This is a genomic window from Arthrobacter sp. DMZ02-1R (genome assembly GCF_057747935.1).
The window spans coordinates 4,166,847-4,189,431 of sequence record NZ_CM173230.1 but is presented as its reverse complement, the minus strand read 5'-3'; the positions used below and the strand labels follow the sequence as shown (position 1 = coordinate 4,189,431).

Annotated in this window: 23 protein-coding genes, 1 tRNA gene and 2 pseudogenes; 14 read left to right on the top strand and 12 right to left on the bottom strand. The window is 63.5% G+C overall.

The genetic code is table 11. The features are described from left to right. Window positions 1–158: 158 nt before the first annotated feature. Window positions 159–974: an SDR family NAD(P)-dependent oxidoreductase gene (locus tag AC3ANQ_RS19920; protein WP_488302626.1), complete on the top strand. Its 816-nt coding sequence runs from the start codon at window positions 159–161 to the stop codon at window positions 972–974. Beyond that, the gene (locus tag AC3ANQ_RS19915; RefSeq protein WP_488302625.1) at window positions 971–1,714 is read left to right on the top strand and encodes an SDR family oxidoreductase; all 744 of its coding nucleotides are present in this window, start codon (window positions 971–973) and stop codon (window positions 1,712–1,714) included. The genes AC3ANQ_RS19920 and AC3ANQ_RS19915 overlap by 4 nt, the downstream gene beginning before the upstream one ends. A gap of 105 nt (window positions 1,715–1,819) precedes the next feature. Here the strand turns inward: AC3ANQ_RS19915 and AC3ANQ_RS19910 are convergent. Continuing rightward, window positions 1,820–1,873, bottom strand: a pseudogene (locus AC3ANQ_RS19910) (hypothetical protein); the annotation flags it as partial. On the opposite strand from AC3ANQ_RS19910, the gene AC3ANQ_RS19905 reads away from it, so the two are divergent. Further along, window positions 1,862–2,536: an SDR family oxidoreductase gene (locus AC3ANQ_RS19905; RefSeq protein ID WP_488302624.1), complete on the top strand. Its 675-nt coding sequence runs from the start codon at window positions 1,862–1,864 to the stop codon at window positions 2,534–2,536. The pseudogene AC3ANQ_RS19910 and the gene AC3ANQ_RS19905 sit on opposite strands and share 12 nt — an antisense overlap. A gap of 487 nt (window positions 2,537–3,023) precedes the next feature. On the opposite strand, the gene AC3ANQ_RS19900 is transcribed toward AC3ANQ_RS19905, so the two are convergent. Continuing rightward, window positions 3,024–3,773: a hypothetical protein gene (locus AC3ANQ_RS19900; protein ID WP_488302623.1), complete on the bottom strand. Its 750-nt coding sequence runs from the start codon at window positions 3,771–3,773 to the stop codon at window positions 3,024–3,026. A 720-nt stretch (window positions 3,774–4,493) separates the two neighbouring features. Here AC3ANQ_RS19900 and AC3ANQ_RS19895 point away from each other — a divergent pair. Beyond that, window positions 4,494–5,135, top strand: a complete 642-nt coding sequence (locus AC3ANQ_RS19895) for a GntR family transcriptional regulator (protein WP_488305379.1) — start codon at window positions 4,494–4,496, stop codon at window positions 5,133–5,135. A 409-nt stretch (window positions 5,136–5,544) separates the two neighbouring features. Beyond that, entirely contained in the window at window positions 5,545–7,038 is a 1,494-nt protein-coding gene (tcuA, locus tag AC3ANQ_RS19890; RefSeq protein WP_488302622.1) for an FAD-dependent tricarballylate dehydrogenase TcuA, read from the top strand. 460 nt (window positions 7,039–7,498) lie between these two features. Here the strand turns inward: tcuA and AC3ANQ_RS19885 are convergent, their stop codons facing one another. Both AC3ANQ_RS19885 and AC3ANQ_RS19880 read right to left on the bottom strand, forming a co-directional pair. Then, window positions 7,499–7,912, bottom strand: coding sequence for a recombinase family protein (locus AC3ANQ_RS19885; protein ID WP_488302621.1), 414 nt, complete (start codon window positions 7,910–7,912; stop codon window positions 7,499–7,501). A 366-nt stretch (window positions 7,913–8,278) separates the two neighbouring features. Next, entirely contained in the window at window positions 8,279–8,482 is a 204-nt protein-coding gene (locus AC3ANQ_RS19880) for a helix-turn-helix transcriptional regulator (RefSeq protein WP_488302620.1), read from the bottom strand. A 92-nt stretch (window positions 8,483–8,574) separates the two neighbouring features. Between AC3ANQ_RS19880 and AC3ANQ_RS19875 the strand changes: the two genes are divergently transcribed. From AC3ANQ_RS19875 to AC3ANQ_RS19865, 3 genes and pseudogenes are all read left to right on the top strand, one after another. Further along, the gene (locus AC3ANQ_RS19875) at window positions 8,575–9,114 is read left to right on the top strand and encodes a helix-turn-helix domain-containing protein (RefSeq protein WP_488302619.1); all 540 of its coding nucleotides are present in this window, start codon (window positions 8,575–8,577) and stop codon (window positions 9,112–9,114) included. Next, window positions 9,092–9,433 (top strand): annotated as a pseudogene (locus AC3ANQ_RS19870) (Arm DNA-binding domain-containing protein); the annotation flags it as partial. The gene AC3ANQ_RS19875 and the pseudogene AC3ANQ_RS19870, both read left to right, overlap by 23 nt. A gap of 129 nt (window positions 9,434–9,562) precedes the next feature. Then, window positions 9,563–10,225, top strand: a complete 663-nt coding sequence (locus tag AC3ANQ_RS19865) for a tyrosine-type recombinase/integrase (RefSeq protein ID WP_488305378.1) — start codon at window positions 9,563–9,565, stop codon at window positions 10,223–10,225. 64 nt (window positions 10,226–10,289) lie between these two features. Here the strand turns inward: AC3ANQ_RS19865 and AC3ANQ_RS19860 are convergent. Beyond that, window positions 10,290–10,376: transfer RNA gene (locus AC3ANQ_RS19860), tRNA-Ser, on the bottom strand. Window positions 10,377–10,529: 153 nt separating this feature from the next. Here AC3ANQ_RS19860 and AC3ANQ_RS19855 point away from each other — a divergent pair. Genes AC3ANQ_RS19855 through AC3ANQ_RS19845 form a run of 3 tightly spaced genes read left to right on the top strand, consistent with a single transcriptional unit; the run spans window position 10,530 to window position 13,231 of the window. After that, the gene (locus AC3ANQ_RS19855) at window positions 10,530–11,564 is read left to right on the top strand and encodes a zinc-dependent alcohol dehydrogenase (RefSeq protein ID WP_488302618.1); all 1,035 of its coding nucleotides are present in this window, start codon (window positions 10,530–10,532) and stop codon (window positions 11,562–11,564) included. A 2-nt stretch (window positions 11,565–11,566) separates the two neighbouring features. Continuing rightward, window positions 11,567–11,962 (top strand): 6-pyruvoyl trahydropterin synthase family protein, encoded by a 396-nt coding sequence (locus AC3ANQ_RS19850; RefSeq protein ID WP_488302617.1) that lies wholly within the window; start codon window positions 11,567–11,569, stop codon window positions 11,960–11,962. Window positions 11,963–12,010: 48 nt separating this feature from the next. Beyond that, window positions 12,011–13,231 carry a DNA glycosylase AlkZ-like family protein gene (locus AC3ANQ_RS19845; RefSeq protein ID WP_488302616.1) on the top strand — a complete coding sequence of 407 codons (1,221 nt, stop codon included), beginning with the start codon at window positions 12,011–12,013 and terminating at the stop codon, window positions 13,229–13,231. Between the two features lie 41 nt (window positions 13,232–13,272). On the opposite strand, the gene AC3ANQ_RS19840 is transcribed toward AC3ANQ_RS19845, so the two are convergent. The 3 genes from AC3ANQ_RS19840 to tadA form a co-directional block, all read right to left on the bottom strand. Beyond that, window positions 13,273–13,548, bottom strand: coding sequence for an acylphosphatase (locus AC3ANQ_RS19840; RefSeq protein WP_488302615.1), 276 nt, complete (start codon window positions 13,546–13,548; stop codon window positions 13,273–13,275). Continuing rightward, window positions 13,545–13,931, bottom strand: coding sequence for a VOC family protein (locus AC3ANQ_RS19835; RefSeq protein ID WP_488302614.1), 387 nt, complete (start codon window positions 13,929–13,931; stop codon window positions 13,545–13,547). Before AC3ANQ_RS19835 ends, AC3ANQ_RS19840 begins: the two co-directional genes overlap by 4 nt. A 90-nt stretch (window positions 13,932–14,021) precedes the next feature. After that, window positions 14,022–14,531 carry a tRNA adenosine(34) deaminase TadA gene (gene tadA / locus AC3ANQ_RS19830; RefSeq protein ID WP_268025327.1) on the bottom strand — a complete coding sequence of 170 codons (510 nt, stop codon included), beginning with the start codon at window positions 14,529–14,531 and terminating at the stop codon, window positions 14,022–14,024. Window positions 14,532–14,554: 23 nt separating this feature from the next. On the opposite strand from tadA, the gene upp reads away from it, so the two are divergent. After that, window positions 14,555–15,190, top strand: coding sequence for a uracil phosphoribosyltransferase (upp, locus tag AC3ANQ_RS19825; RefSeq protein ID WP_488302613.1), 636 nt, complete (start codon window positions 14,555–14,557; stop codon window positions 15,188–15,190). 155 nt (window positions 15,191–15,345) lie between these two features. Here upp and AC3ANQ_RS19820 read toward each other — a convergent pair whose 3' ends face one another. After that, complete coding sequence (locus tag AC3ANQ_RS19820) at window positions 15,346–15,624, bottom strand: hypothetical protein (RefSeq protein WP_488302612.1); 279 nt, start codon at window positions 15,622–15,624, stop codon at window positions 15,346–15,348. 74 nt (window positions 15,625–15,698) lie between these two features. Between AC3ANQ_RS19820 and AC3ANQ_RS19815 the strand changes: the two genes are divergently transcribed. Continuing rightward, window positions 15,699–16,076 carry a VOC family protein gene (locus AC3ANQ_RS19815; RefSeq protein ID WP_488302611.1) on the top strand — a complete coding sequence of 126 codons (378 nt, stop codon included), beginning with the start codon at window positions 15,699–15,701 and terminating at the stop codon, window positions 16,074–16,076. A 54-nt stretch (window positions 16,077–16,130) separates the two neighbouring features. After that, window positions 16,131–16,808, top strand: coding sequence for an HAD-IA family hydrolase (locus AC3ANQ_RS19810; RefSeq protein WP_488302610.1), 678 nt, complete (start codon window positions 16,131–16,133; stop codon window positions 16,806–16,808). Between the two features lie 19 nt (window positions 16,809–16,827). Here AC3ANQ_RS19810 and AC3ANQ_RS19805 read toward each other — a convergent pair whose 3' ends face one another. Genes AC3ANQ_RS19805 through AC3ANQ_RS19795 form a run of 3 tightly spaced genes read right to left on the bottom strand, consistent with a single transcriptional unit; the run spans window position 16,828 to window position 22,556 of the window. Next, window positions 16,828–18,945, bottom strand: coding sequence for an ArnT family glycosyltransferase (locus AC3ANQ_RS19805; RefSeq protein ID WP_488302609.1), 2,118 nt, complete (start codon window positions 18,943–18,945; stop codon window positions 16,828–16,830). A 6-nt stretch (window positions 18,946–18,951) separates the two neighbouring features. Beyond that, window positions 18,952–21,120, bottom strand: coding sequence for a glycosyltransferase family 39 protein (locus tag AC3ANQ_RS19800; RefSeq protein ID WP_488302608.1), 2,169 nt, complete (start codon window positions 21,118–21,120; stop codon window positions 18,952–18,954). Further along, complete coding sequence (locus tag AC3ANQ_RS19795) at window positions 21,117–22,556, bottom strand: bifunctional glycosyltransferase family 2/GtrA family protein (RefSeq protein ID WP_488302607.1); 1,440 nt, start codon at window positions 22,554–22,556, stop codon at window positions 21,117–21,119. The genes AC3ANQ_RS19800 and AC3ANQ_RS19795 overlap by 4 nt, the downstream gene beginning before the upstream one ends. Between the last annotated feature and the right edge of the window lie 29 nt (window positions 22,557–22,585).

The window sequence follows — 22,585 nt, the reverse complement described above, 5'->3', positions numbered from 1 at the left end:
CGGCCTATGGCTCAAGGATTGCCCCGGCCTATCCGGCCAATTGATTGTCAGTGTTGAAAGGAAGAAGTGTCTGTCGTTCTCATCACCGGAGCGCCAACGGGGATCGGTGCTCTCACGGCTCGGGCCCTCGCTAACGCGGGCCACACTTTTATGCCAGCATGCGCAGTCCCGAAGGACGAAACGCATCGAAGGCTGCGTGTCTGGTCGCGTCCGCGCCAGGGAAAGACTTGGGTGTTGTCGAGCTCGACGTGCAGTCGCAGGAGTCCGCTGATGCTGCAGCATCGTCGATACTGTCCGAGGTCGGGCATCTCGATACCGTTGTACACAACGCGGGCCACCTCACGATTGGCTACGTCGAGGCCTTCACCGCCGAAGACATCGCGCATCTGTTCGATATCAACGTTTTCGGTATTCAACGCGTGAATCGCGCGGTCCTTCCGCACCTGCGAAGCAGAGGTGCGGGAACGCTGTTGTATGTCAGTTCGACCACCGTGATCACCACTCCGCCATTTATGGGGCCATACGTTGCCTCGAAAGCCGCGTTCGATTTCCTCGCACTGTGCACATCCATGGAGCTCAACCCGTTGGGCATCGAAACATCGATCGTGATGCCCGGCGCCTTCACCCAGGGCACATCCCATTTCCCCAACGCCAGCAGGGCAAGCGACACCGCCGTGAATTCCGCGTATTCGGCGCTCGACCCGCTCGTGGCCCGCACGGAAGAGGCAACCAATGGTCTCTTCGCTCCCGGCGTCGACCCGAACCCCATTGCCGTCGCCGCCGAGATAAAGCGGATCCTCGCTCTCCCGTTTGGGCAGAAGCCCCTGCGCAGCGTCGTCGACTTCACCGGCGAAGGTGTGAGCGAAGCAAACGACCACATCACCGCTCTTCGCGACGATTTCGTCCGCCGCATGGGCTTCGCAGGCCTGCTTACCCCCAGCCCCCAGCTCCAACGAACAGAAAGGTCATCATGAACATCGCGGGAAACACCATTTTCATCGCCGGCGCAACGTCGGGAATCGGCCTCGGCCTCGCACTGCGCTTCCACGAACTCGGAAACACCGTTATCATCGGCGGTCGTCGCACAGAATTGCTTGAACACATCGAGAATGACCACCCCGGCATGCACACGATCGAAATCGACACCACAAACGGTGAATCCATCGCTGCAGCGAAGCAACAGCTCTTGGCGACATACCCGGATCTGAACGTGCTGATCCCGATGGCCGGGATCATGCTTCCGGAGGATCTGCACACCCCGGACTTCCTGGAGATCTCCGAGCGCACCGTGGATACGAACCTGCTGGGCCCTGTTCGTCTCATCGCCGCTTTCACACCGCACCTCACCGTGCAGGAATCGTCGACGATCATGACGGTTTCGTCTGGCCTGGCTTTCGTGCCATTGCCATACACTCCGACGTACAACGCCACGAAGGCCGCCATTCACGCGTTCACCGAGATTCTTCGCGTACAGCTTGCCGACACCACGGTCCAGGTGATCGAACTTGTCCCGCCGGCTGTGCGGACGGCTCTCATGAACCAAGAGGACAGCGTGACCGCGATGCCTCTGGACCTCTTTCTCGACGAGGTGGTCGGTCTCCTCGAGCAGCAACCCGATGCGAAAGAGATTTTGGTCGAGAACGTCAAGTTTCTTCGCCACGCCACTGCGGACGGCAAATACGACGAAATCCTCGCCATGATGTCGTCGCACTGACATTGTGCAGACGGTGAGGAGTCGCCTCAACCCTCGGCAGCTCCTCACCAACGGCCGGTTCTGCCACGCCGCCATCTCCTCAAGCACCCGGTCGGTAATCCGCGAGACCGTCTCCTTGGACACCGATGCGCCGTAGATCTCAGCGAAATGGGCGCTGATCTCGCCGGTCGTCAGGCCTTTGGTGTCGAGCGAGAGGACCATCTCATCGACCCGGTCAGCCGCCGCTGGCGCTTGGCGGCAGCAGGCGGCGAGGCCGTGTACGCCGCCGTCGACGTCAGTCGAGGAGACGACGTCACTGCATTCGTGAAACTCGCCACCGAGACATTCGGGCGCCTCGACGTGCTCATCAACAACGCCGGCGTCATGCCCATATCCCCGCTCGACGAACTGCGAGTGGACGACTGGGAGGCGATGATCGATATCAACGTCAAGGGCGTGCTCTATGGCATCGCCGCAGCGCTGCCGGTGTTCCGCGCCCAGAATTTCGGCCACATCATCAACACCGGTTCCACCGCAACCCTCAAAATCGTGCCCACGATGGCTGTGTACGCCGGGTCCAAACTGGCCGTCCGCGCCATCACCGAAGGCCTCCGTCAGGAGGCCGGAGCCAACCTGCGCGTTACCCTCATCACGCCAGGCATGACCTCTACCGAGGGAGCGAGCGGAGTGACGAATCCGGAGATCCGCGCCAACCTCCAGAAGTCCATCGACAGCATTGCCATGCCGGCCTCGGCGATCGCGCGGGCCATCGCGTTCGCGATCGAACAACCCGACGGGGTCGACGTCGGAGAGATCGTCGTGCGCCCCACCGCGCAGGGATGAGGTCACCGTCAACCGGCTCGAACACGAGAGCGAGCTGGTTGACGATCTCTCCCTCAGCCGAGTGCCGAAATGCACGGCGAGGGTGTGGCGAGACGCATTTCTTGCGAACGACCGTTCGTGAGACAAACATGAGCCTTGCTTCCAGTTGCGGTGTGAATCGCAGCGGTATCTGGCGTTGTTCTGTCATCGGTAAATGGCGGTGTCGTGTCCGTTCAAGGAACCTTAACCGGATGGAAAAGTGAAGGTTTGAGGCGGGTCAGTCTTGCCGACGATGCTACTGCGGTTCTCGGGTCACTGAATCCGGCCTGAAAGGGAATTGCATCCCGTTTGCCGGGCTCCGCCTCACGTCGCTGGAGGATGCTCAACGGACGGCAAATGTAAGCGGCGCGCGTCTGGTTCGGCCATGCATTCGCGACACCGTCAGGATTTCCGAGGGAGCTCGGCGTCGTGGCCGGCCGGTACCTCGGCGGGTCCAGGTGCTCTGGGGTCAGTAGGACAGGGACCGGTAGATCATTTCGGCGTCCTTGACGTCATTTTCCGCGGCGAAATCTGCGGCAGGTTGCATGGTGTTCTGCTCCTGGCTTCGGCCTTGGAAGACGCCGGTGAACGTGGAGTAGAAGCCCGCGTGGGTGGGGGAACCTATGTACAGGGCGCCCTCGGCTGTGGCCATAAGTATTTCGTTGATCGTTCCTCCGCCTGCGCCGGCGGTCGTGTAGAGGACGCTGGCGGGCCCGTAGTTGGGGATAGACAGCCCGGTCTTGCTGTTGGTGGTGAGGCACTGGGCGCCGCACGAACCCCTGGGGTTCATTTTGAAGGCGTCCGTCCCGTAAGCGCTTTGCTTGGTGAAACTCCATGCCGTGATTTCAAGGCCGCCGGGGCTCCTCAGATGGACGTTCTCGGTTCCATCCGCGCTCCCGTTTGTCTGCAGTAGCCAAGTCGAGGGGTATTTCAGCGTGTACCCTGCCTGGGGCGACGTAAACGCCTTCCATCCCGCGTATGCATCCGCCTGGACGGATGGAGCCACCGCCGGCGCAGGCGCACTCTGCGAAATTGCAGCCGCCCCTGAAGCACTCTGCGAAGCTGGGGCCGTCGTCGAGGGCGCACTCTCCGAAGCCTGAGCCGCCGCAGTACTCGTCGCAGTGATGGCCCGACCGGCCGTGCAGCCCGTAGCGCCGCCTAGTAGGACGGCAAGACCGGCAAAAGCGGCCAGCCACTGGGTTCCACGCATCTTCTTCATCAAATTCCCCAATCGTTAAATTGTTCCCCCGTGCCGGTCAGGCGTTGGGAAACACCAATGTCCGGCCCTGCACGAAACCCACACCAGCGCCATCCAAAGAAATAGACCATCAATGGTCACGCAGAAAGAGAAACGCACTGCAGGGATCGTATCCGCTGCTGTCTTGGGAAACGACAGTTTTTCGAGACATCCTGCCGGGGTGGTTTGAGCCCCGTCAGTATGAATCGCAGCGGTTTATGGCCGTCTTTCCCCAGCGCTAAATGGCCGCGGTGTGCTGCCTTGATGCCTCATTGCAGGGCAACGTCTCCGGGCCGGGGGACCTTGGACGGTCGTGTCGTTGTTGAGCTTAGGGCGCCGGAATGGCGGGGGGTTCCCAGGGCCCGGAATGCGATCATGAGCCCTGTAGCCGCGGCCCCGCCGGCGTGGGTCCGGGGCTACGATCAAGATGCTTCTGGCATGTGAATTGCGAAGGTGACCACGACGACTGCGATCCCCAGCAGAACGCTGGGCTTTAGGGCGGAGGCTTTGACTCAGAAGCTGACTCCTAGATCATCTTCTCAGCCAAACGCGCGGTAGACCTTGGACACAACCGTATCCAATCAAATATTATGAGTTTCCGGGCTTGGTCCGGTCTGTGAACCGGCGGGCCGTAATTAGGGGGTGTCTCTCGCTTCCGGCTGGCACGGGGGAAGGAAAGTTGTGTCAACTGATTCTGCAACGATGAGGCACGACGGGGACTCGATCTACGCTCAGCTGCGTTCGGAAATCTTGGCGGGTGTGATCCCTCCGGCGACACCTTTGCGGGAAGTTACTTTGGGGGAGCGCTTCGGCGTTTCCCGCACCCCGGTGCGTGAAGCTCTGCGTCGACTGCAGCATGAGCGCCTTCTGGTTCGCGGCGCCCGAGGACTGCAGGTTCATCAGGCGACGCCGCAGGAAGTCATCCAGGTTTATGACATGCGCATTCTTTTGGAACAGGAGGCGGCCGGTCAAGCCGCCCGTTCCCGGGGGATCACGGACATTATGCAACTGGAAGGTCTGGTCGAACGGGACCGGGCCCTTTCGAACCCTGATGACCGGACGATGGCATCAACAAACATGGAGTTTCATGCGGCGGTTTGGGCGGCTGCACATAATCCGGTCCTTCAGGATCTCCTGCAGCGGTTGTCGACCCACCTCATCCGCACACCGCACTCCACCCTGTCCGTAGGTGAGCGTTGGGAAGAGGCCCTCGCCGAGCATGCAAAGTTGGTCGCGGCTATTTCCGACGGTGACGAAAGTGCCGCGCGGAGCACAGCTCGCGAACACATGGAGACAGCTCGCAGGATACGGCTCGACTTGTTGCGGAAATCAGCCTCTTATTAAGCCCCCCAGACCGCCAACTTACCTAAGTCTTCGAGACAGCTGACTAAACGCCAAGAGCACGCTCCTTGGAGCGTGCTCTTTGCGTTGCCGTTTCCAGGTCCGTCCCCTCGCCGCCGCGGCTGATCTGCCGCACCGGGATAGCTCCAGGCATGGGCCCCTATGGACCGATGAAAAGTCACTGGTACTTGCCGTGATCAGTATCACGGTGCAACACTGTACTTCACTGTATACAGTCGTATTCCATCAAAGGAGATAGATCATGACAGCGATCACGGAGACGGACACCGTCGTTGAGTTCCGAGGAGTCGGCAAGCATTTTGGCGCGATGCGGGCCCTGAAGATGCCCCCACTCGTGGGGGTTCCATTCCACCCAGCGATGTATACATATGCACACAAAGGAGAACTAACGATGGTCGAACAACGAGACCAAGCACCTGCAAAGACCGCCCGCGCCGACGTAATCGTCGTCGGCGGAGGCAATGCGGGTTTCACAGCGGCCCACGCCGCGGCGGTCCGTGGACGGAAAGTCATCCTGCTCGAAAAGGGCAGCAAGGACATGGCCGGGGGCAACAGCTTCTACACTGCCGGAGCCACGCGAATCGCCCACAACGGCCTCGAAGACCTGCAGGAATGGGTCGAGCCCGATGACCGCCACGGTAAAACCACTGTTCCGCCATATTCGGCTGAAGAGTACGCCGCAGACCTGGCGAAGGTCACCGAGGGCCGCAACGACCCCGAACTGACCAAAGTTCTGGTGGAGGAGGCTCAGCCGACCCTCCGCTGGCTGAACCAGCTGGGCCTGAAATACCGGCTGATGTATGAGCGGCAGTCATATGAGCGGGCCGATGGTTCGTACCTGTTCTGGGGCGGACTGCATGTCGGGAACGTTGGCGGCGGTGAGGGCCTGATCGAGGACCACACCCGGGTCGCCGCTGAGCTTGGCATTGACGTCAGGTACGATCATGCGGCTCGGCGCCTTGTCGCTGACACCGGGCGCGTTACCGGCGTTGTGGCGTCCACGGTCGATGGAGAGGTGCAGCTGACAGCCGAATCGGTGATCCTCACCGCCGGTGGTTTCGAAGCTGATCCTGAGCTGCGCAGGGAGTATCTGGGCGAAGGCTGGGAGAATGCCAAGGTCCGGGGCACCCCGTACAACACCGGCGACATGATCGCCGCGGCATTGGAAATCGGCGCAGCAAAGGGCGGTGACTGGGGCACCTGCCACAGTGTTCAGTGGGACGCGTTCACCCCTACCAATGAAAGCAACCGCGAACTCACCAACCGGCTGACGCGCCAGAGCTACCCGCTGGGCATCATCGTCAACACCGAAGGCAAACGCTTCCTGGACGAAGGGGCAGACTTCCGGAACTACACCTATGCGAAGTACGGCAAGGAAATCCTCAAGCAGCCCGGATCCGCCGCGTACCAGCTCTTCGACGCAACCCTCCGCCCGATGCTCCGCAACGAAGAATACGATATGCCCGGCATCTCGGTGGAAGTAGCAGCCACCCTTGAAGAACTCGCTTCCAAGATCGGGATCGACCCCGAAAGCCTTTCGAAAACGGTCACCGATTTCAACAACTCCATCGACCGCACCGTCCCCTTCGACCCCAACATCAAGGATGGCCGGGTCGCCGCAACAGAACCGGTAAAGAGCAACTGGGCCGCGCCGCTTGAAACAGGCCCCTTCTACGCCTACGGCGTCACCTGCGGAATCACGTTCACATTCGGTGGTCTCAAATCAGACACTCACGGCCGGGTACTGAACCAGCAAGGGCAGCACATCGAGGGCCTTTACGTGGCCGGTGAGATGCTCGGCGGCCTCTTCAGCGCGAACTACCCCGGAGGGTCCGGACTTGCCGCCGGGTGCGTCTTCGGCCGGCGCGCGGGAAACCTCGCCTAGAAAACCCAGACCCAAACTGCGAAAACGGTACCAACCCAAGCTTTACTCCTGAAGGACCCAAAGCTGTCATCAGGGTTCTGAGAACTGTTCTCCGCACCGCTGCAAAACGTCTGCCGGCACCTGTCGGCACGCCGGGGGGCTTGCTCCACATCCCATCGCAACAGGCAGCCCGAAAGTCGGGCGTGGAAACAGCACCTTGCGCGGGAGGGTGCCGGATGGCCAACAACCATCCGGCACCCTCCGACGCCACAAACCGAATTTGACTCAAAGGACGACCATGAAACGGCCCGCGCGACCGGAACCGGTCAGCAACTGGTCCACCCTTGCACCCGGAACCAACGTGCAGATACGGCAAAACGGACAAATCCTCGCGGCCGGCCACATCGACATGATGTCAATCGATGGCAGCCTGCTATGGCTCCGTCAGGCCGCTGACAACCAGCGCACACTATTCCTCAAATCAGACCCCGTGAAACTCTATCGATACCAGCCAGACAACCCGGCGTGAATGATCAGGAAGCAGGCGGTAGGCGCGGCCGAGCCGCTTCATCTCGTACACGGTGAGGATGACCCGGCAGTGCGGGCCGTGGGCCTTGATCTGACGGCAGGCCTGCAGGGCGGTCTCGAACTTCGGGAGGACGTGCACGCGAGTGGAGACCTTCTCGGCGAACATCTTCTCCCGCGGGATGCCGGCCGCGGTCAGGGCATCGAGCTCGGACTGGAGTTCCTGGGTGGGGAGCAGCGGGCGTAGCCGATGCGGATGTCTGCGCTCGGCGGCTGTTGCCGTTGCGTTGGTGATGAGCCGATTCTCGTTCCAGATGTCAGTTTTCGCATTTAGCTTGTCGGCGGCTAACGGATTTTGGAGGATTTTCAATTGAGTTGTCAGCCCGCCGCCTTTTCGGGCTCAACCCCGCAGATCCCGGCGATTGACCGCAAGACACGACACCTGCCGCCTCCTCCCGCTCCGCTTGGATCCAGTTGTACGCCCCGTTAGACCATTTCAGTCTTGCCCGCATCCCGATAGAGGCCGGTTATGTCCGTCCTCGGCGCGCCGTCAAGGGTGGGCCGTAGGCCCATCACGCAGTGACGCGGACGCGCCCTTGACTGAGCGGCGGGGACGGCGAGCATGGGAGGCCGGGATGCGATGTCAACCCACAGAGGCCTGTTCATCCAGCTAAACGTCGATGACGTGCGTACGCGATGACGCCGTTCGTGAACGTCTGATCAAGAATCCCGGCTTCTAGACGCTAGGAATTACCTGGCCTGTCTGAGAGCGTGTCTGTGCATCGAGCCATGCCTCTACATCGCTGGCCCGATAGCGGACACCGCTGCCTACTTTCACGAACTTAGGGCCCATCCCTCTGTAGCGCCATTGCGCCAATGCGGGCGCCGTCTTGTGAAGCTTGGCTGCCAGCTCCGCCGCGGTCAGCAGTTCCGATTCCATGAAGCCTCATTCCCTCCCGTGAACGACTCGTCATATTAGATGCAAAGTTGCTAATTACGCTTGTTGTCTATATAGCGTGTATTGTTTCTTATATGGTACATAGCGGAGAGCGGCTGCGAGGACATGACATTGGTCCAACCGGCAAGACCGTCGCTCGGAACCTGAAGCGTTTGCGGGGGAATGTAACCCTGCGGGAGCTTCAGCAAAGGCTTAGGGGCGTCGGTCACGAAATTTCCGCGAGCGGAATACAGAAGATCGAGGCCGGCGTTAGGCGGGTTGATGTTGATGATCTCGTGGCCCTGGCGGTAGTCCTGGGCGTGAACCCAAATGCACTGTTGTTTCCCAAGTCGCTCGACGAGCCGGTGGCCGTCACCGGAGCTGATCCGGCTGACATAGTACGGGTTTGGGAGTGGGCGGACGGCGTAACCCCGATCGACAGCGAGGTCGGCAGCGATGACTACGCGCTGGGGCTTCGCCCGGACTTCGTCCCGGCAGGGAATGCCAAAATTGGTGCGCTGTCATTCAAGGACCTCAGTTCACGAGTGGACGAGCTCAGCGCGATTATCAGGACTCTGGTTGATCAGAACGCAGCGAAAGAACAATTCGGCGATGGCAACGATCGAACCCTATGAGACGCGGGCCGGGCGCCGGTATCAGGTCCGCTACCGGAAGCCTGACCGGGTACAGACTAAGAAGCGCGGATTCAGGACAAAGAGGGATGCCGAACTATTCCTCGCCGGTGTTGAGGTTTCCAAGGCCCGCGGGGAGTTCATAGATGCGGCAGCCGCCAAGGCCCTTATAGGTCCGCTTGGAGAGGCGTGGTTGTCACGGCAGACCCATTTGAAGCCATCTTCATTGCGGCCGGTGGAGTCGGCTTGGCGTAATCATGTGCTGCCGGTGTGGGGCGGTGCGGCAGTCTCTGACATCCGAAAGACAGATGTGCAGCAGTGGGTCTCAGGTTTGACGAAGGGAGATCAGAGCGCTGTCCCGCCCCGGAAACCGAAGGGGGCAACGCTTGTAATCCGCGCTTACGGAGTCTTGGCGGCCATTCCGAATGACGCCGTGAGCGACCGTCGAACATTGAGTAATCCAGCACGGGGCGTAACCTTGCCGCGCAAGATCAAGAAGCCGCACGTCTACCTGAGTCACGAGCAAGTGCATGCACTCGCCGCAGCCAGTAAATATCCGACACTGGTTCTCGTGCTTGCCTACTGCGGGTTGCGGTGGGGAGAGGCGACTGGACTGCGAGTCAAGCATCTGGACATGTTGCGGCGTCGATTCGTGATTGAGGAAAACGCGGTTCAGGTCGGTTCGGTGATCGAAGTAGGTACGCCAAAGAACCACAAGAAACGAACCGTGCCGTTCCCGCGATTCCTCGCTGAGCCCCTGGCACAGCAGTGTGAAAACAAGGACAGGAATGATCTCGTGTTTCCCGGCGAGAATGGCCATCACCTCCGCCTCGCACGCGTGCACGATGACAACATGAGCTGGTTCGCAGGGGCCGTGAAGAGAGCAGGGGTGCCACGAATCACCCCTCACGACCTCCGGCATTCAGCCGCCAGCTTTGCTGTATCAGCCGGCGCGAACGTCAAAGCGGTACAAAGAATGCTCGGTCACAGCTCGGCGGCCATGACCCTTGACATCTATGCGGACCTGTTTGACGGGGACTTGGACAGCGTTTCGGACGCCCTGGACCATGCAGTGTCCCTGGCGAATGTGCCCAAAATGTGCCCAAAACCCTGATTCCGGCAAAGCAAAAGGCCCCCGTTCCCTTGTAAACAAAGGGAAGCAGGGGCCTTTCAATCGGCGGTGACGGTGGGATTTGAACCCACGTTGGCTTTGACACCAAACAACATTTCGAGTGTTGCACCTTCGGCCGCTCGGACACGTCACCAACTGAAATAGGGTACCGGAGTGAAGGCCTGTTCCCCAAAACGGTCCCGCCGGTCCCGCCGTAAATGGCCGGCCCCGGCCCTTCCCAAGTGCCGCCCGTCCAAAGGCCCATCCCTTCCGCAATCGCAGCCGCAGGGCTAGATTCACAGACACGATGAGTCTCCCGCAGCCCGCGCCACAACACGCACCGCAGAACAGCCACACGCAAACGGCATTGGCCTACTGGACCGTGGGCCCCTGCCAAGGTGAACTTCGGCGTGAGGAGCTTCCGGCTCCGTCGCAGGGCCAGGCTTTGGTTCGAGCGTTGTATTCGGGTATCAGCAGGGGCACCGAACTCGTGGTCCACGAAGCGCACGTGCCGGCACGGATTGCGAAGGCCATGCGTGCACCCCATCAAACGGGAGACTTTCCGGGGCCGGTCAAGTTCGGATATCTGTCGGTTGGCGTCGTTGAAGAAGGCCCCGAAGACTGGATCGGCCAGAACGTCTTTTGCCTGCATCCGCATCAGGATCGATACGTCGTGCCCGTCACCTCACTCACCCGGATACCCGACGGCGTGCCGCCACGCCGCGCCGTGCTGACCGGTATCGCGGAGATTGCCATCAACGCCCTCTGGGAGGCCGGGCCCCGCCTCGGTGACAGGATCGCCGTCGTCGGGGCCGGACTGGTGGGCGGCATGACCGCAGCGCTCCTGCGCGGCTTCCCGCTGGGGCGCCTGCAACTCGTGGAGACGGACCCGGGCAAGCGCGGGTTCGCGGAATCCCTCGGCGTGGAATTCGCGCTTCCGGACGACGCACAGCAGGACTGTGACATCGTGTTCCATTGCTCGGCCACGGACGAAGGATTGGCCCGCAGCCTGCAGCTAGCGGGTGACGAGGGCGAGATTATCGAACTCTCCTGGTACGGGAACCGGGCTGTTTCCTTGCCGCTGGGGGAGGACTTCCACGCCCGGCGCCTATCCATCCGCGCCAGCCAGGTCGGGGTGGTGGCGCGTTCGCGTCGGCATCGGCGGACGTCGAGCGAGCGGCTGCAGCTGGCGGTGTCTTTGCTGACGGACCCGGTGTTCGACGCGTTCCTCACCGGAGAGTCGCCGTTCGAGGAGCTACCCGAGGTCTTCGAAGGCTTGGAAAACGGCGAGCTGGACGATCTCTGCCATGTCATTACCTACTCCAAAGGAAACCAGGCCTAACGATGTTCAGCCTCACCGTCCGCCGCCATTTCATGATCGCCCACAGCCTTCCGCGGGAATCGTTCGGGCCGGCCCAGGGACTCCATGGAGCCACTTTCGTGGCCGAGGTGACGTTCCGCCGCGCCCAGCTGAACGACGACGCGATCGTGCTGGACATCGGTGCTGCCGAAACCATCTTGGACGAGGTGCTCGATCCCCTGAACTACAGGAACCTCGACGAGCACCCCGACTTCGCCGGGCAGCTCACGACCACGGAGGTCCTGGCCCGCTTCATCGCCGAGGCGGTTGCCACCAAGGTCCGCGAGAGCGACGACGGCGGTGCGCTCGCCGGCGTCGACGTCCTGTTGCGCGAGCATCCCGACGCCTGGGCAGGCTTCTCGTTGGATTTCGATCGCTAGCTCGCGCGGGACTGCCCGGATGCCGAGCAAACGGTGCAGAATGGGGCCATGACGTCCGCCGTGCTTTCCACCCAAACGCTCACTCCGGAACTGCTCCGCGCCTGGGCGTGGCATCGGCAGGGCCTCGACGGCTCGCTAGCCGGCAGGACCTCCGAGGAGGTCCTGGACCACGCCGGCTGGGCCCGTTCCGTGGGTGGCGCAAACCCCTACCTGACGCTCTTCGCCCGGGCCGGGATCAGGCGCGAACAGGTGGACCGTGACGTCGCGGAGCTGAGAATCCACGAGCTCCCCACAGCCCGCGGTTGCACCTATGTCCTGGGCCGGAACGACTTCGCCTGGGGCCTCCAGGTGGGCCGGGACGCCGCAGTGGCGCCGTTCAAGGTCTTGGCCCGGCTCGGCGTCGAACGCGGTGAGATCACCCTGCTCGAAGAGCAGGTCCTGCACACCCTCATGGAGTCCAGCGACCCCATGGATCCGAAGCAACTCAAGGACGAGCTCGGCGAATCCGTCCGCAGCCTCGGCGAAGAAGGCAAGAAGAAGGGCGCGGCCACCACCCTTCCCACGGCGTTGGGCCTCCTGCAAGCCGACGGCCGCATCCGCCGCGTCCCTGTCAATGGCCGCCTCGACCAGCAGCGCTACGCCTACACGTCGTGGGTGTTGCCGCCTAGCCCCATCCACGACGACGCCGCCCGCGCACGCTTGATCGAACGGTACCTGCGGTGGACCGGTGGTGCGACGTCCAAGCAGAGCCAATGGTTCACGGGCTTCACCGTCGCCCAGAGCAAGGCGGCCATGGCCGCGGTCGCCGCCACCGAGGTGACCACCGCGGCGGGCGAGCCGCTGTGGATGCTGCCCGACGACGTCGAACTCCTTTCCGCGTTCAAGGCACCTCAGGAGGAACAGATCCAGCTTCTGGCCGGGACGGACTCTTTGGTGCTGTTGCGCAGGAACTCTGCGGACATGCTGGCTGAAGGGGATCGGGGCCGGAAGGTTCTCGACACCACGCTGGCGTTGCAGGCGGACCTGTCCGACCACCCGATCCTGGACCGGGGACGGATCATTGGGCTGTGGCAGTACGATCCGGGCAAGGAGAGGATCGCAGCCTGGACGTTCGACAAGCCCACCGCGGCCGTCACCCAGCGCATCAGTGAGGTGGAGAGCTGGATCCGCGAGGATCTCGGTGATTTCCGCTCGTTCAGCCTGGATTCGCCGGCCTCGCGGCAGAGACGCATCGATGCCCTGGATGAGGCGAACACCGCAAACGCTTAGGTCGCGTTCAGTTCAGGCGTGGGTTCAGTCCAAGGGTGGGTTCAGTCCACCCAGAAGCCGGAGAACTCGCCGGTGGCTTGCGTGAAGGTGGCATCCACGTGTTTTACGCGGCCCGGCGCGTCCCGGGATTGCAGCCATTCCAAGAGGGACTCGACCGATTCGCGATCACCCTCTGCGATCACCTGCACCGAGCCGTCCATCTGGTTGGCCGCCTCTCCGGACAGTCCCAACAGTCGGGCTTGATGCATTGTCGAGTAGCGGAAACCGACGCCCTGGACGCGGCCGGTCACCATGGCAGTGACGCGTACTTGGCTCATGCGGCACCTGATCCATACGGTCGCGTGATCGCCTCGAGGAAATGCCCGTCCGGATCCGCGAAGTAGACGCCACGTCCGCCGTCGTTGTGGTTGATCTGCTGCGGGCGGGACCGCGCTGGGTCCGCCCAGTAGGGGATCCCCTCAGCCTGGATCCTCGCGAAGATCCCGTCGAAATCGTCCTCGCCGACCAGAAAGGCATAGTGCTGCGGGGAGATGGGCCGGTCCGTGGCGGCGAAATCGAGGGCCACACCGTGGTCAAGGGAGACTGTCATGAAGGACCACACGGGCTGCGGCTCCGGGAGCCCAAATACCTTGGCGAGGAACTCCGCGGAACGGCGTTTGTCCGTTGCGTAGACGATGGTGTGGTTGAAAGAGACGGTCATGAGGTCCTCCTCAGGCGTGCTGTCTGAGACCATCTGACGTCCAACACCCGGAGATTTCAAGAGCTCAAGGCCAATGCGCCTGGGGTGCTGCTATTTCCGGTGGGCCGCGAAGAAATCGCGCAGCAAGGCCGAGCATTCATCCTCGCGCACGCCTGCGTAGACCTCCACCCAGTGGTTGAGCCTGCGTTCGCGCAAGATATCGAACACCGACCCGGCGGCACCGGCCTTCTCATCCCATGCGCCGAAGACCACCCGCGGAATCCGGGCCAACACAATGGCGCCGGCACACATCGCGCACGGTTCCAGCGTCACCACGAGTGTGCAGTCCTCGAGCCGCCAACCATCGCCACCTTCGCCGAGTTCAAGGGCATGGCGCTGCAGGGTGGCGGCCGCCTCGCGGATCGCGACGATCTCAGCGTGCGCCGTCGGGTCGCCGTGCGCTTCCCGTTCGTTCCTTCCGGCACCCAGCACACCGCCGTCGGGCCCAAGAACCACCGCGCCGATCGGCACATCGTCCGTATCGAGTGCCAAGCGGGCCTCGTCCAAGGCAAGGCCCATCCAGGCCGCGTGCTCTGCGTGATAGGGCTCGTTGGTGCTCATGCCTCAATGATAGTTTTGGACTCATGCGCACACTCGTCGTGGACCACCCGCTGGTCGCTCACAAGCTCACCATTCTGCGGGATAAGAACACTCCTTCACCGGTCTTCCGGCAACTCACCGAAGAACTTGTCACCCTCCTGGCCTACGAGGCCACCCGCGAGGTCAGGACCGAACCGGTGGAGATCGAAACTCCCGTCACGAAGGCGATCGGTACCGCCTTCACCAAGCCGACGCCCCTGGTAGTCCCTATCCTGCGCGCAGGCCTCGGCATGCTCGAAGGCATGACCAAGCTGGTCCCCACTGCCGAAGTGGGCTTCCTTGGCATGGCCCGCGACGAAGAAACCCTAGACATCATCACCTACGCCGAGCGCCTCCCCGAGGACCTCACCGGCCGCCAGATCTTCGTTTTGGACCCCATGCTTGCCACCGGCGGCACCTTGAGCGAAGCCATCAAGTTCCTCTTCAAGCGCGGCGCCTCGGACGTCACGTGCATCTGCCTGTTGGCCGCCCCGGAAGGCCTGGCCAAGCTCGAGGAAGAGCTTTCCGAGGCCAACGTGAAGATCGTTCTCGCCTCGATTGACGAGAAGCTCAATGAGAAGGCCTACATCGTTCCGGGCCTCGGCGACGCAGGAGACCGCTTGTACGGCGTGGCCGGCTAGCGCGACTTCGCGCTCCGGTTGCCCCGGACCGTTTTCCCCTCTTTTGGTACTGGAAAGCGCTTGCGACACGGCGAGTCGCGCTATTTCGGGGCTTCCGCCCGGCAAAGAAGGGGAGAAAGCTACAGGGCCGGTGGGACAAGTCCCGGCATGAGAAACTAGCCAGCCCGGCGCTGCGCCTTACTTGCCTTGAGTACCATGGGCAGCTTGGACCGCAGGGTGCATTCGAGCAGTTCCTCGGCTGTCGGATCCTGCTCATAGATCTCCGGCAGGCGGATGCCGATCAGGGTGTTCATGAGCATGCCCTGCGCAAGGAAATCGCGGGCGGTTTCGGGGAGCAGGCCGGCTTCATCCCGCACCAGGCGGTAAATATCCAGGAATCCTTCCCTGGCCCGTGTGGGTGTGGGCCGTGGGCTGCGTTCCGGAACGCGGCCCACGGTCTCGGCGTTGCTGCGGAGCCGGATCGATTGCCCTCTACCGGTTTTCCGGCTCCGCCGATAGCCTTTGGCGCATGGACTGGAAACTTGAACTTGTATTTGTCCCTGTGTCCGATGTGGACCGCGCCAAGGATTTCTACGTCAACAAAGTGGGCTTCAACGCCGACTTTGACGAGCGGCCCATGGACGGCATCCGCTTTGTCCAGCTGACTCCGCCGGGCTCGGCCTGCTCCATCTGCATCGGCGAGGGCCTCAACGATGCTCCTCCCGGCACCGCCCCTAGCTTGCAGATGGTGGTGGGCGACATCAAGGAGGCGCACGACCAACTGAAGGCCAACGGCGTGGAAGTCAGCGACATCGACGTCCAGGATTGGGGGCACTTTGTGTACTTCGCCGATCCGGACGGCAACAAATGGGCCGTTCAGTACATCCCCAACAGGCCGAACGGCTAGGACTCACACCGTAAAAGTTAGTCTTCGGCCGGGCCGCGCGTGCAGGATGAATGCATGAACCTGCCTGCTGAAACCGTGAAAACCCTGACTGTCCGGGCCGTCCTCTTCGATATGGACGGTACCTTGGTGGACTCCACCGCGATCGTGGAACAGGTGTGGAGCGAATTCGCCGGCCGCTATGGACTGGACATCGAGGAGATTTTGCGGACCTCCCATGGCGTCCAGGCCAAGGACACCGTGCGCCGCTTCGCCCCGGCGGGAGCTGACATCGACGCGCTCGCCGAGGAACTCGGTGAGATGGAGCGGACGCGGACTGACGGGATTGTGGCATTGCCCGGAGCCGCGGAGCTGCTGGAGTCCTTGCCGTCCGACGCCGTCGCCATGGTCACCTCGGCCGATCGGATCCTTGCCGGAGTGCGGATGCAAGCTGCCGGCCTCGGCATGCCGGCTACAACCGTGACCTCCGAGGCCGTGACCCGCGGCAAGCCGGACCCGGAAGGCTACCTGACGGCGGCCGCGCTGCTCGGTGCCGAGCCGGCCGACGTCGTCGTTTTCGAAGATGCTCCGGCAGGCATCAATGCCGCCCTTGCCGCCGGAATGAGGACAGTAGTGGTGGGCGACGCCGGCGGCCAAGCGGCAGATGGGCTGTGGCAGATCGCGGATTACTCCGCCGTCTCTGCCACAGCCGCTCTGGACGCTTCGGGCCGCCGGGTCATCGAACTGCGGTTCTAGCTGGTCGAAGCCACGCAGCTCAGCCGGCCAGTGCGTACACCGTGGTCCCGCCGATAGTCTGCGCCTGGAAGTTCGCAGCCACCCATTGCGCAATCTGGGCCGGAGCGGCCGATCCACTATCAGCCTGCATGGTGCCGCCGGCGATGAAGTAGTGGATCTTGCCCTGTGCCACGAGTTGCTGGAACTGCTCGAGCGTGGGAGACGGATCCGTTCCGTTGAATCCGCCCACCGCCATGACGGGCAGTTCAGTGGCAAGCTGGTAGCCGGCCGCGTTGTTGGAACCCACGACGGCGGCCGCCCAGGTGTAGCTCGACGCGCCGGTTTTCAGTGCGGCCACCAACTCCGACGACGGCGTGGTGGCGCCGAGCAGGCCGCCCATGCCGCCACCTTGCCGGTTCCCGCCAAAGCCGGCCTGCGTGCCCTGCTGAAGTGCTTGCGGCGGAGCGTTCTGGGCGGTGTTTTGACCAGCGCCGTTTTGTCCGAAACCGCCCCTGCTTCCGGGGCCACCCGCGCCGAAGCCACCGAATCCAGTGGTGGGACCCGCACTCACGATTGCACCGCTGTGCGTCACGGATGCGGTTGATATCGAGTAGGCCAACGGCCCGGCGAGCGATGCCGCGAGGGCGAGCGCCGCCGTCGTGCGCTGGAAGATGCGGGAAGTGAAGCGCCCCGCGAGCAGCAGTCCGGCCGCGGCTGCCAAGGCGCCCAAGAGCACCAGCCAGCGCAGCAGCGGACCGTACGCGGTGGTTCTGCCCAGGAGATCGAAGGCCATGAATCCTGCCGCGGCCACGGCTGCGGCAAGCAGTGCCGCGGCGCCGAGCTGACCGCGACGTTGCCACAAAAGCACCCCGCCCAGGCCGGCGAGCCCGGCGATGCCGGGAGCCAGGGCCACCGCGTAGTAGGGATGGATGATGCCGGCCATGAAGCTGAAGACCAGCCCGGTGACAAGCACCCACCCGCCCCACACGATCACAGAGGCACGGACGGCATCCGTGCGCGGGGCGCGTCGACCCAACCACAGCAGCCCCGCCCCGAGCATCAGTACGGAAGGCAGCAACCACGCGATCTGGCCGCCGAACTCGCTGTTGAACATCCGGAACAGGCCGGGAACGCCCCAACCGCTGCCGCCGCCAACGCTGCCGGTCTCCTGGCCGCTGAGCCTGCCCAGGCCGTTGTAGCCGAGCGTCAGTTCCAGGATCGAGTTGTTCTGGGAACCGCCGATGTAGGGACGCATGTTCGCCGGTATGAGTTCGACGACGGCTAGCCACCAGCCGGCCGAGACCACCATGGCTGCCCCCGCCGCAAGCAGATGAAGGAGACTGCGCAACCGAAGCAAGCGACGGCCCACTCCACCCTGCGCGGCGACCACATACGCAACGGCAAATCCCGGAACCACCAGCAGGACCTGAAGTTGTTTGGTCAGGAAGCCGAAGCCCAGGAACACCCCGGCCAGCAGGAGCCAACGCAATTTGTTGTCCTGGATGGACCGCACCGTGGCGTAGCCGGCAGCCGTCATGAGGAGCACCAACAGAGCGTCCGGATTGTTGAATCGGAACATCAGGGTGGCCACCGGGGTGATGGCCATGACGACGGCGGCCAACAGCCCCGCCCGGTGGGCGAGCCGGGGATCGCCCGTGGCCGGGGCCGCGGTTCGCCGTACTGCCAAGTACAGCAGCCACGCCGTCGCGACCCCCATGAGCGCCTCGGGAACCAGGATGCTCCACGAGCTCAGTCCGAAGATCCGCACCGAGAGCCCCATGATCCACAGCGATGCCGGTGGTTTGTCCACGGTGATGGAGTTGGCGGCGTCGGAGGATCCGAAGAACCATGCGGCCCAATCCTGCGAGCCGGCCTGGGCTGCCGCGGAATAGAACGGGTTGGCCCAACCGGAAGCGCCGAGGTTCCAGAGGTACAGGACCGCCGTCGCAAGGAGCACGCCAGCCAGTTCCACGCGGTGGCGCAGGGTTTGGCGGCTTCGGACAGTGCGGGACCGGCCGTTCCGGACCTGCGGTGCTTGTTGCCGTGGCAGAAGCACCAAGCGGGATCGCGAGACCAACGGCACTGGAAGCGCCGCATGCTCTGACGTGGAATCGGTATCTGGCTTGGACCCGGTGTCTGTCGAGTAGGAAGTGGTCATCGGAGACTACTTCGTCAGCTTGTAGACGGTGGAGTTACCCACAGTCTGGGCTTGGAAGTTCGCCTGGACCCAAGCAGCCACCTCGGAGTTTCCGCCCTGGCCGCCCATGCCGCCGCCCATGCCGCCGCCAGCGATGAAGTAGCCGATCTGTCCCTTGGCCACCATGTCCTGGAACTGTGCCAGCGTGGGGTAGGGATCGCCGCCGTTCCAGCCACCGAGGGCGATCACGTTGGTGTTCGTGGCGAGCTCAAGGCTGGCAGCCTGGGTGGCGCCGGAAACGATCGCGGACCACTTGGTAGTGGTGGATGTCAGCAGCGCGGTCAGTCCGGCGTCGGCCGTCCCCTCGCCACCCGGGCCGCCTGCGGCCTGACCTGCGGCACCCGCCTGACCTGCGGCACCCGCCTGACCTGCGGCACCAGCCTGACCTGCTGAACCGCTCGTCGCCGAATCCCTTGCCCCGAATCCACCTGTGCCGAACCCGGCGCGGTTTCCGAAACCGCCCATGGCGGAGCCGCTGGGACCCGACGTCGGGATGGAACCGGAGTGCGCGGTAGCCGCCGTCGCGAGCGTCCACGCCGCGGTGCCGAGGCCGCCCGCCAGGAGGGAAACGACGACGACGGCAGCGGCCGCCGCACTGCGGAACCGGCCCGCGGGCCGTAGTGAGTCGAGGCGAAACAGGATTGCGGCGGCGGCCACCACGCCCAGGACGACTATCACGATGCGCAGCCAGGGAAGCCATGAGGTATCGCGGCCCAGAAGAACCGCGGACCAGACCGAACTGCCGAGGACCACCACGGCCAAGATGATCCTGGCGGGCCAGTACCCGCGGCCTCTCCACAGTTCCACGCTGCCGATGCCCACCAAGGCGGCGATTGCCGGTGCGAGCGCTACTGCGTAGTAGGGGTGGACAATGCCGCTCATGAAGCTGAAGACGCCCGCGGTGACCAGGAGCCAGCCACCCCACAGGATCAGCGAGGCCCGGGTACGCGAGGCCCGTGCTTCCCGGCGGGTGAACCACAGGCCCGCAGCCAGCAGGATCAAGGCCGCAGGCAGAAGCCAGGAGACCTCGGCGCCGAAGCTCGTGCCGAACATGCGGGCGATCCCCGCAGCTCCACCGAAGCCGGCGTTCCCGCCACCGCCGACGCCCCCGAAGCCGCCCAGACCACCTGCTGGAGCACTGGCTGCGCCGCCTCCGCCGCCGGGCATGCCTTCGCCCGAGCCTGTAATGCGGGACAGCCCGTTGTAGCCGAAGGTCAGCTCAAGGAAGCTGTTGGTTGTCGACCCTGCCATGTAAGGCCGTGCCGAAGCCGGAGTCAGTTGGAAGAGAGCGATGTAGCTGCCGGCCACTACAGCGATACCGGCCAGTGCGCCGAGCAGGTGCAGCAGCCTCCGCCGCAACGGGGCGGGGGCGGCCCAGAGGTACGCGAGTCCCAGGCCTGGAACAATCAGGAAGCCTTGCAGCATTTTGCTTAGGAACGCGAGGCCCACCACGGCTCCGGCTGCGGCGAGCCACTTCCAGCCCGCGCGTTCAATAGCGCGAGTGGTGAAGTACGCCGCCAACACCAGGCACAGGGTCAGCATGGCGTCAGGGTTATTGAAGCGGAACATGAGCGCGGCCACCGGAGTCAGCGCCAGAGCGCCGCCAGCCAGCAAACCCGCTCCGGGCCCGGACACGCGCTTGACCGTCAGATAGAGGAACCCGACGGCGGCCACGCCCATCAGCGCCTCGGGAACCAGCATGCTTAGGGACGAGAAGCCGAAGATCCGGCCCACTAAGGCCGGGATCCATAGCGATGCGGGTGGCTTGTCCACGGTGATGGCATTGCCGGCGTCGAGCGAACCGAACAGCAATGCCGTCCAGTCCTTGGTTCCGGCCTGGATGGCTGCAGCGTAGAAGGAGTTTCCATAGCCGATGGCCGCGAGATTCCAGAGATACAGGAACGCGGTGGCCACGAGGAGCCCGGCGGCGGACGGCCGCACCCAGCGGGGCTGGCGGCCAAAGGCATATCGGGCCCAGCGGGGCGTGGTTCCCGGGGCCCCGGGAGTTGATGGGCCAGTGGAGCGACCACCGTGGGCTGTGTCCCCATTGCCAGAAATTACAGTTCCGACGGCGGGACCTGCCGTGTCGGTTCCGGCGGCGGGCTCTGTGCCTGCGTGAGAGATCGTGGAGGTCATGATGCTGCCGTTTCTGTGAGCGGGCTGTCTGGTGAGGTGGATTCGATCGCGGGCTCCGGCCGCCCCTCCGCCGCCGCGACCGGCGGCGGAGGCGGTGCCAGCCGTGTTCCGGGCTGCCGGAAGACCCACAGCCGGAACAACAGGAAGCGGGCTGCAGTGGCGGCGAGGTTTGCCCCGACCAAGGTGAGGAGCTCGCCCCAGCGGTCCGGCGTCGTCGTACTGTGCACCAAGGCGAGCGCACCGGAAGTGAGCGCAAGGCCGATGCCGAAGACGATCAATCCCTCGAAGTGGTGCCGTATGGGGTTGCCGCCCTGGATGCCGAAGGTGAAGCGCCGGTTGGCGCCGGTGTTGGCGATGGCCGTGATGAGGAGTGCCAGGAAGTTGGCCAGCTGGGGGTCCATGAAACCGCGGCAGAACAAGAAGATGAGCACATAGGCGAGGGTTGATGCAGCACCGATCGCGGCGAACCGGACCAGTTGCCCGAACAGGCTGCTGCGCGGGTTCTGTTCTGCGGTACGGGACGATGCCGGGAGCGGGCCGCGGGCAAGGGCTGCGCGCAGTTCCGGGATGGGGATACGTCCGGAGACGAGGTCCCGCGTGAGCCGGGCCATGCCGCGGATGTCGGCCAGGGCGGTGCGCATCACGTCGACGCTGGAATTGGGATCGTCGATCCAGTCCACGGGCACTTCGTGGACCCTAAGGCCGCAGCGTTCCGCGAGGACCAAAAGTTCGGTGTCGAAGAACCACGAGTTGTCCATGGTGTGGGGGAGGATCTGCTGGGCAACGTCGGCCCGGATCGCTTTGAAGCCGCACTGGGCATCACTGAAGCGGGCACCCATGAACGAGTGCAGCATCAGGTTGTAGCTGCGCGAGATGAATTCGCGCTTGGGGCCGCGGACAACCCGGGAGTTGCGGGTCAGCCTTGTGCCGATGGCGAGATCCGAATGGCCGGAGATCAGTGGCGCCAAAAGGGGCGCAAGCGCGGCGAGATCCGTGGACAGATCCACGTCCATGTAGGCCAGAACGGGCGACGGCGATGCGAGCCACACCTTGCGCAACGCGTTGCCGCGTCCCTTCTCCTCAAGATGGACCACCACGAGCTCCGGCAATTCCCTGGCCAGCCGTTCAGCGATTTTCAGGGTGCTGTCCGTGCTGGCGTTGTCGGCCACGGTGATGCGGAAGCCGTGCGGGAAAGATTCGCGCAAATGGCCGTGAAGCCGGCGCAGGCACTCTTCGAGGTCGCACTCCTCGTTGAAGACGGGGATTGTGACATCGAGGACGGGGACGGTGGTGTGGATGTCCACGGGGGTGCGCCGCACTGAGCTGTATTGAAGGGCAGTGCTGCCTTGAATAGGGGTCCTGGGTTGGATCGGGAGGCCCGGCGGCACCACCGCGGGGTCCTTCAGGGTTCCTGTGGTGGATTCGATGAGCGTCATGTATCCAGAGTGCCGCCGCCGAATATGAG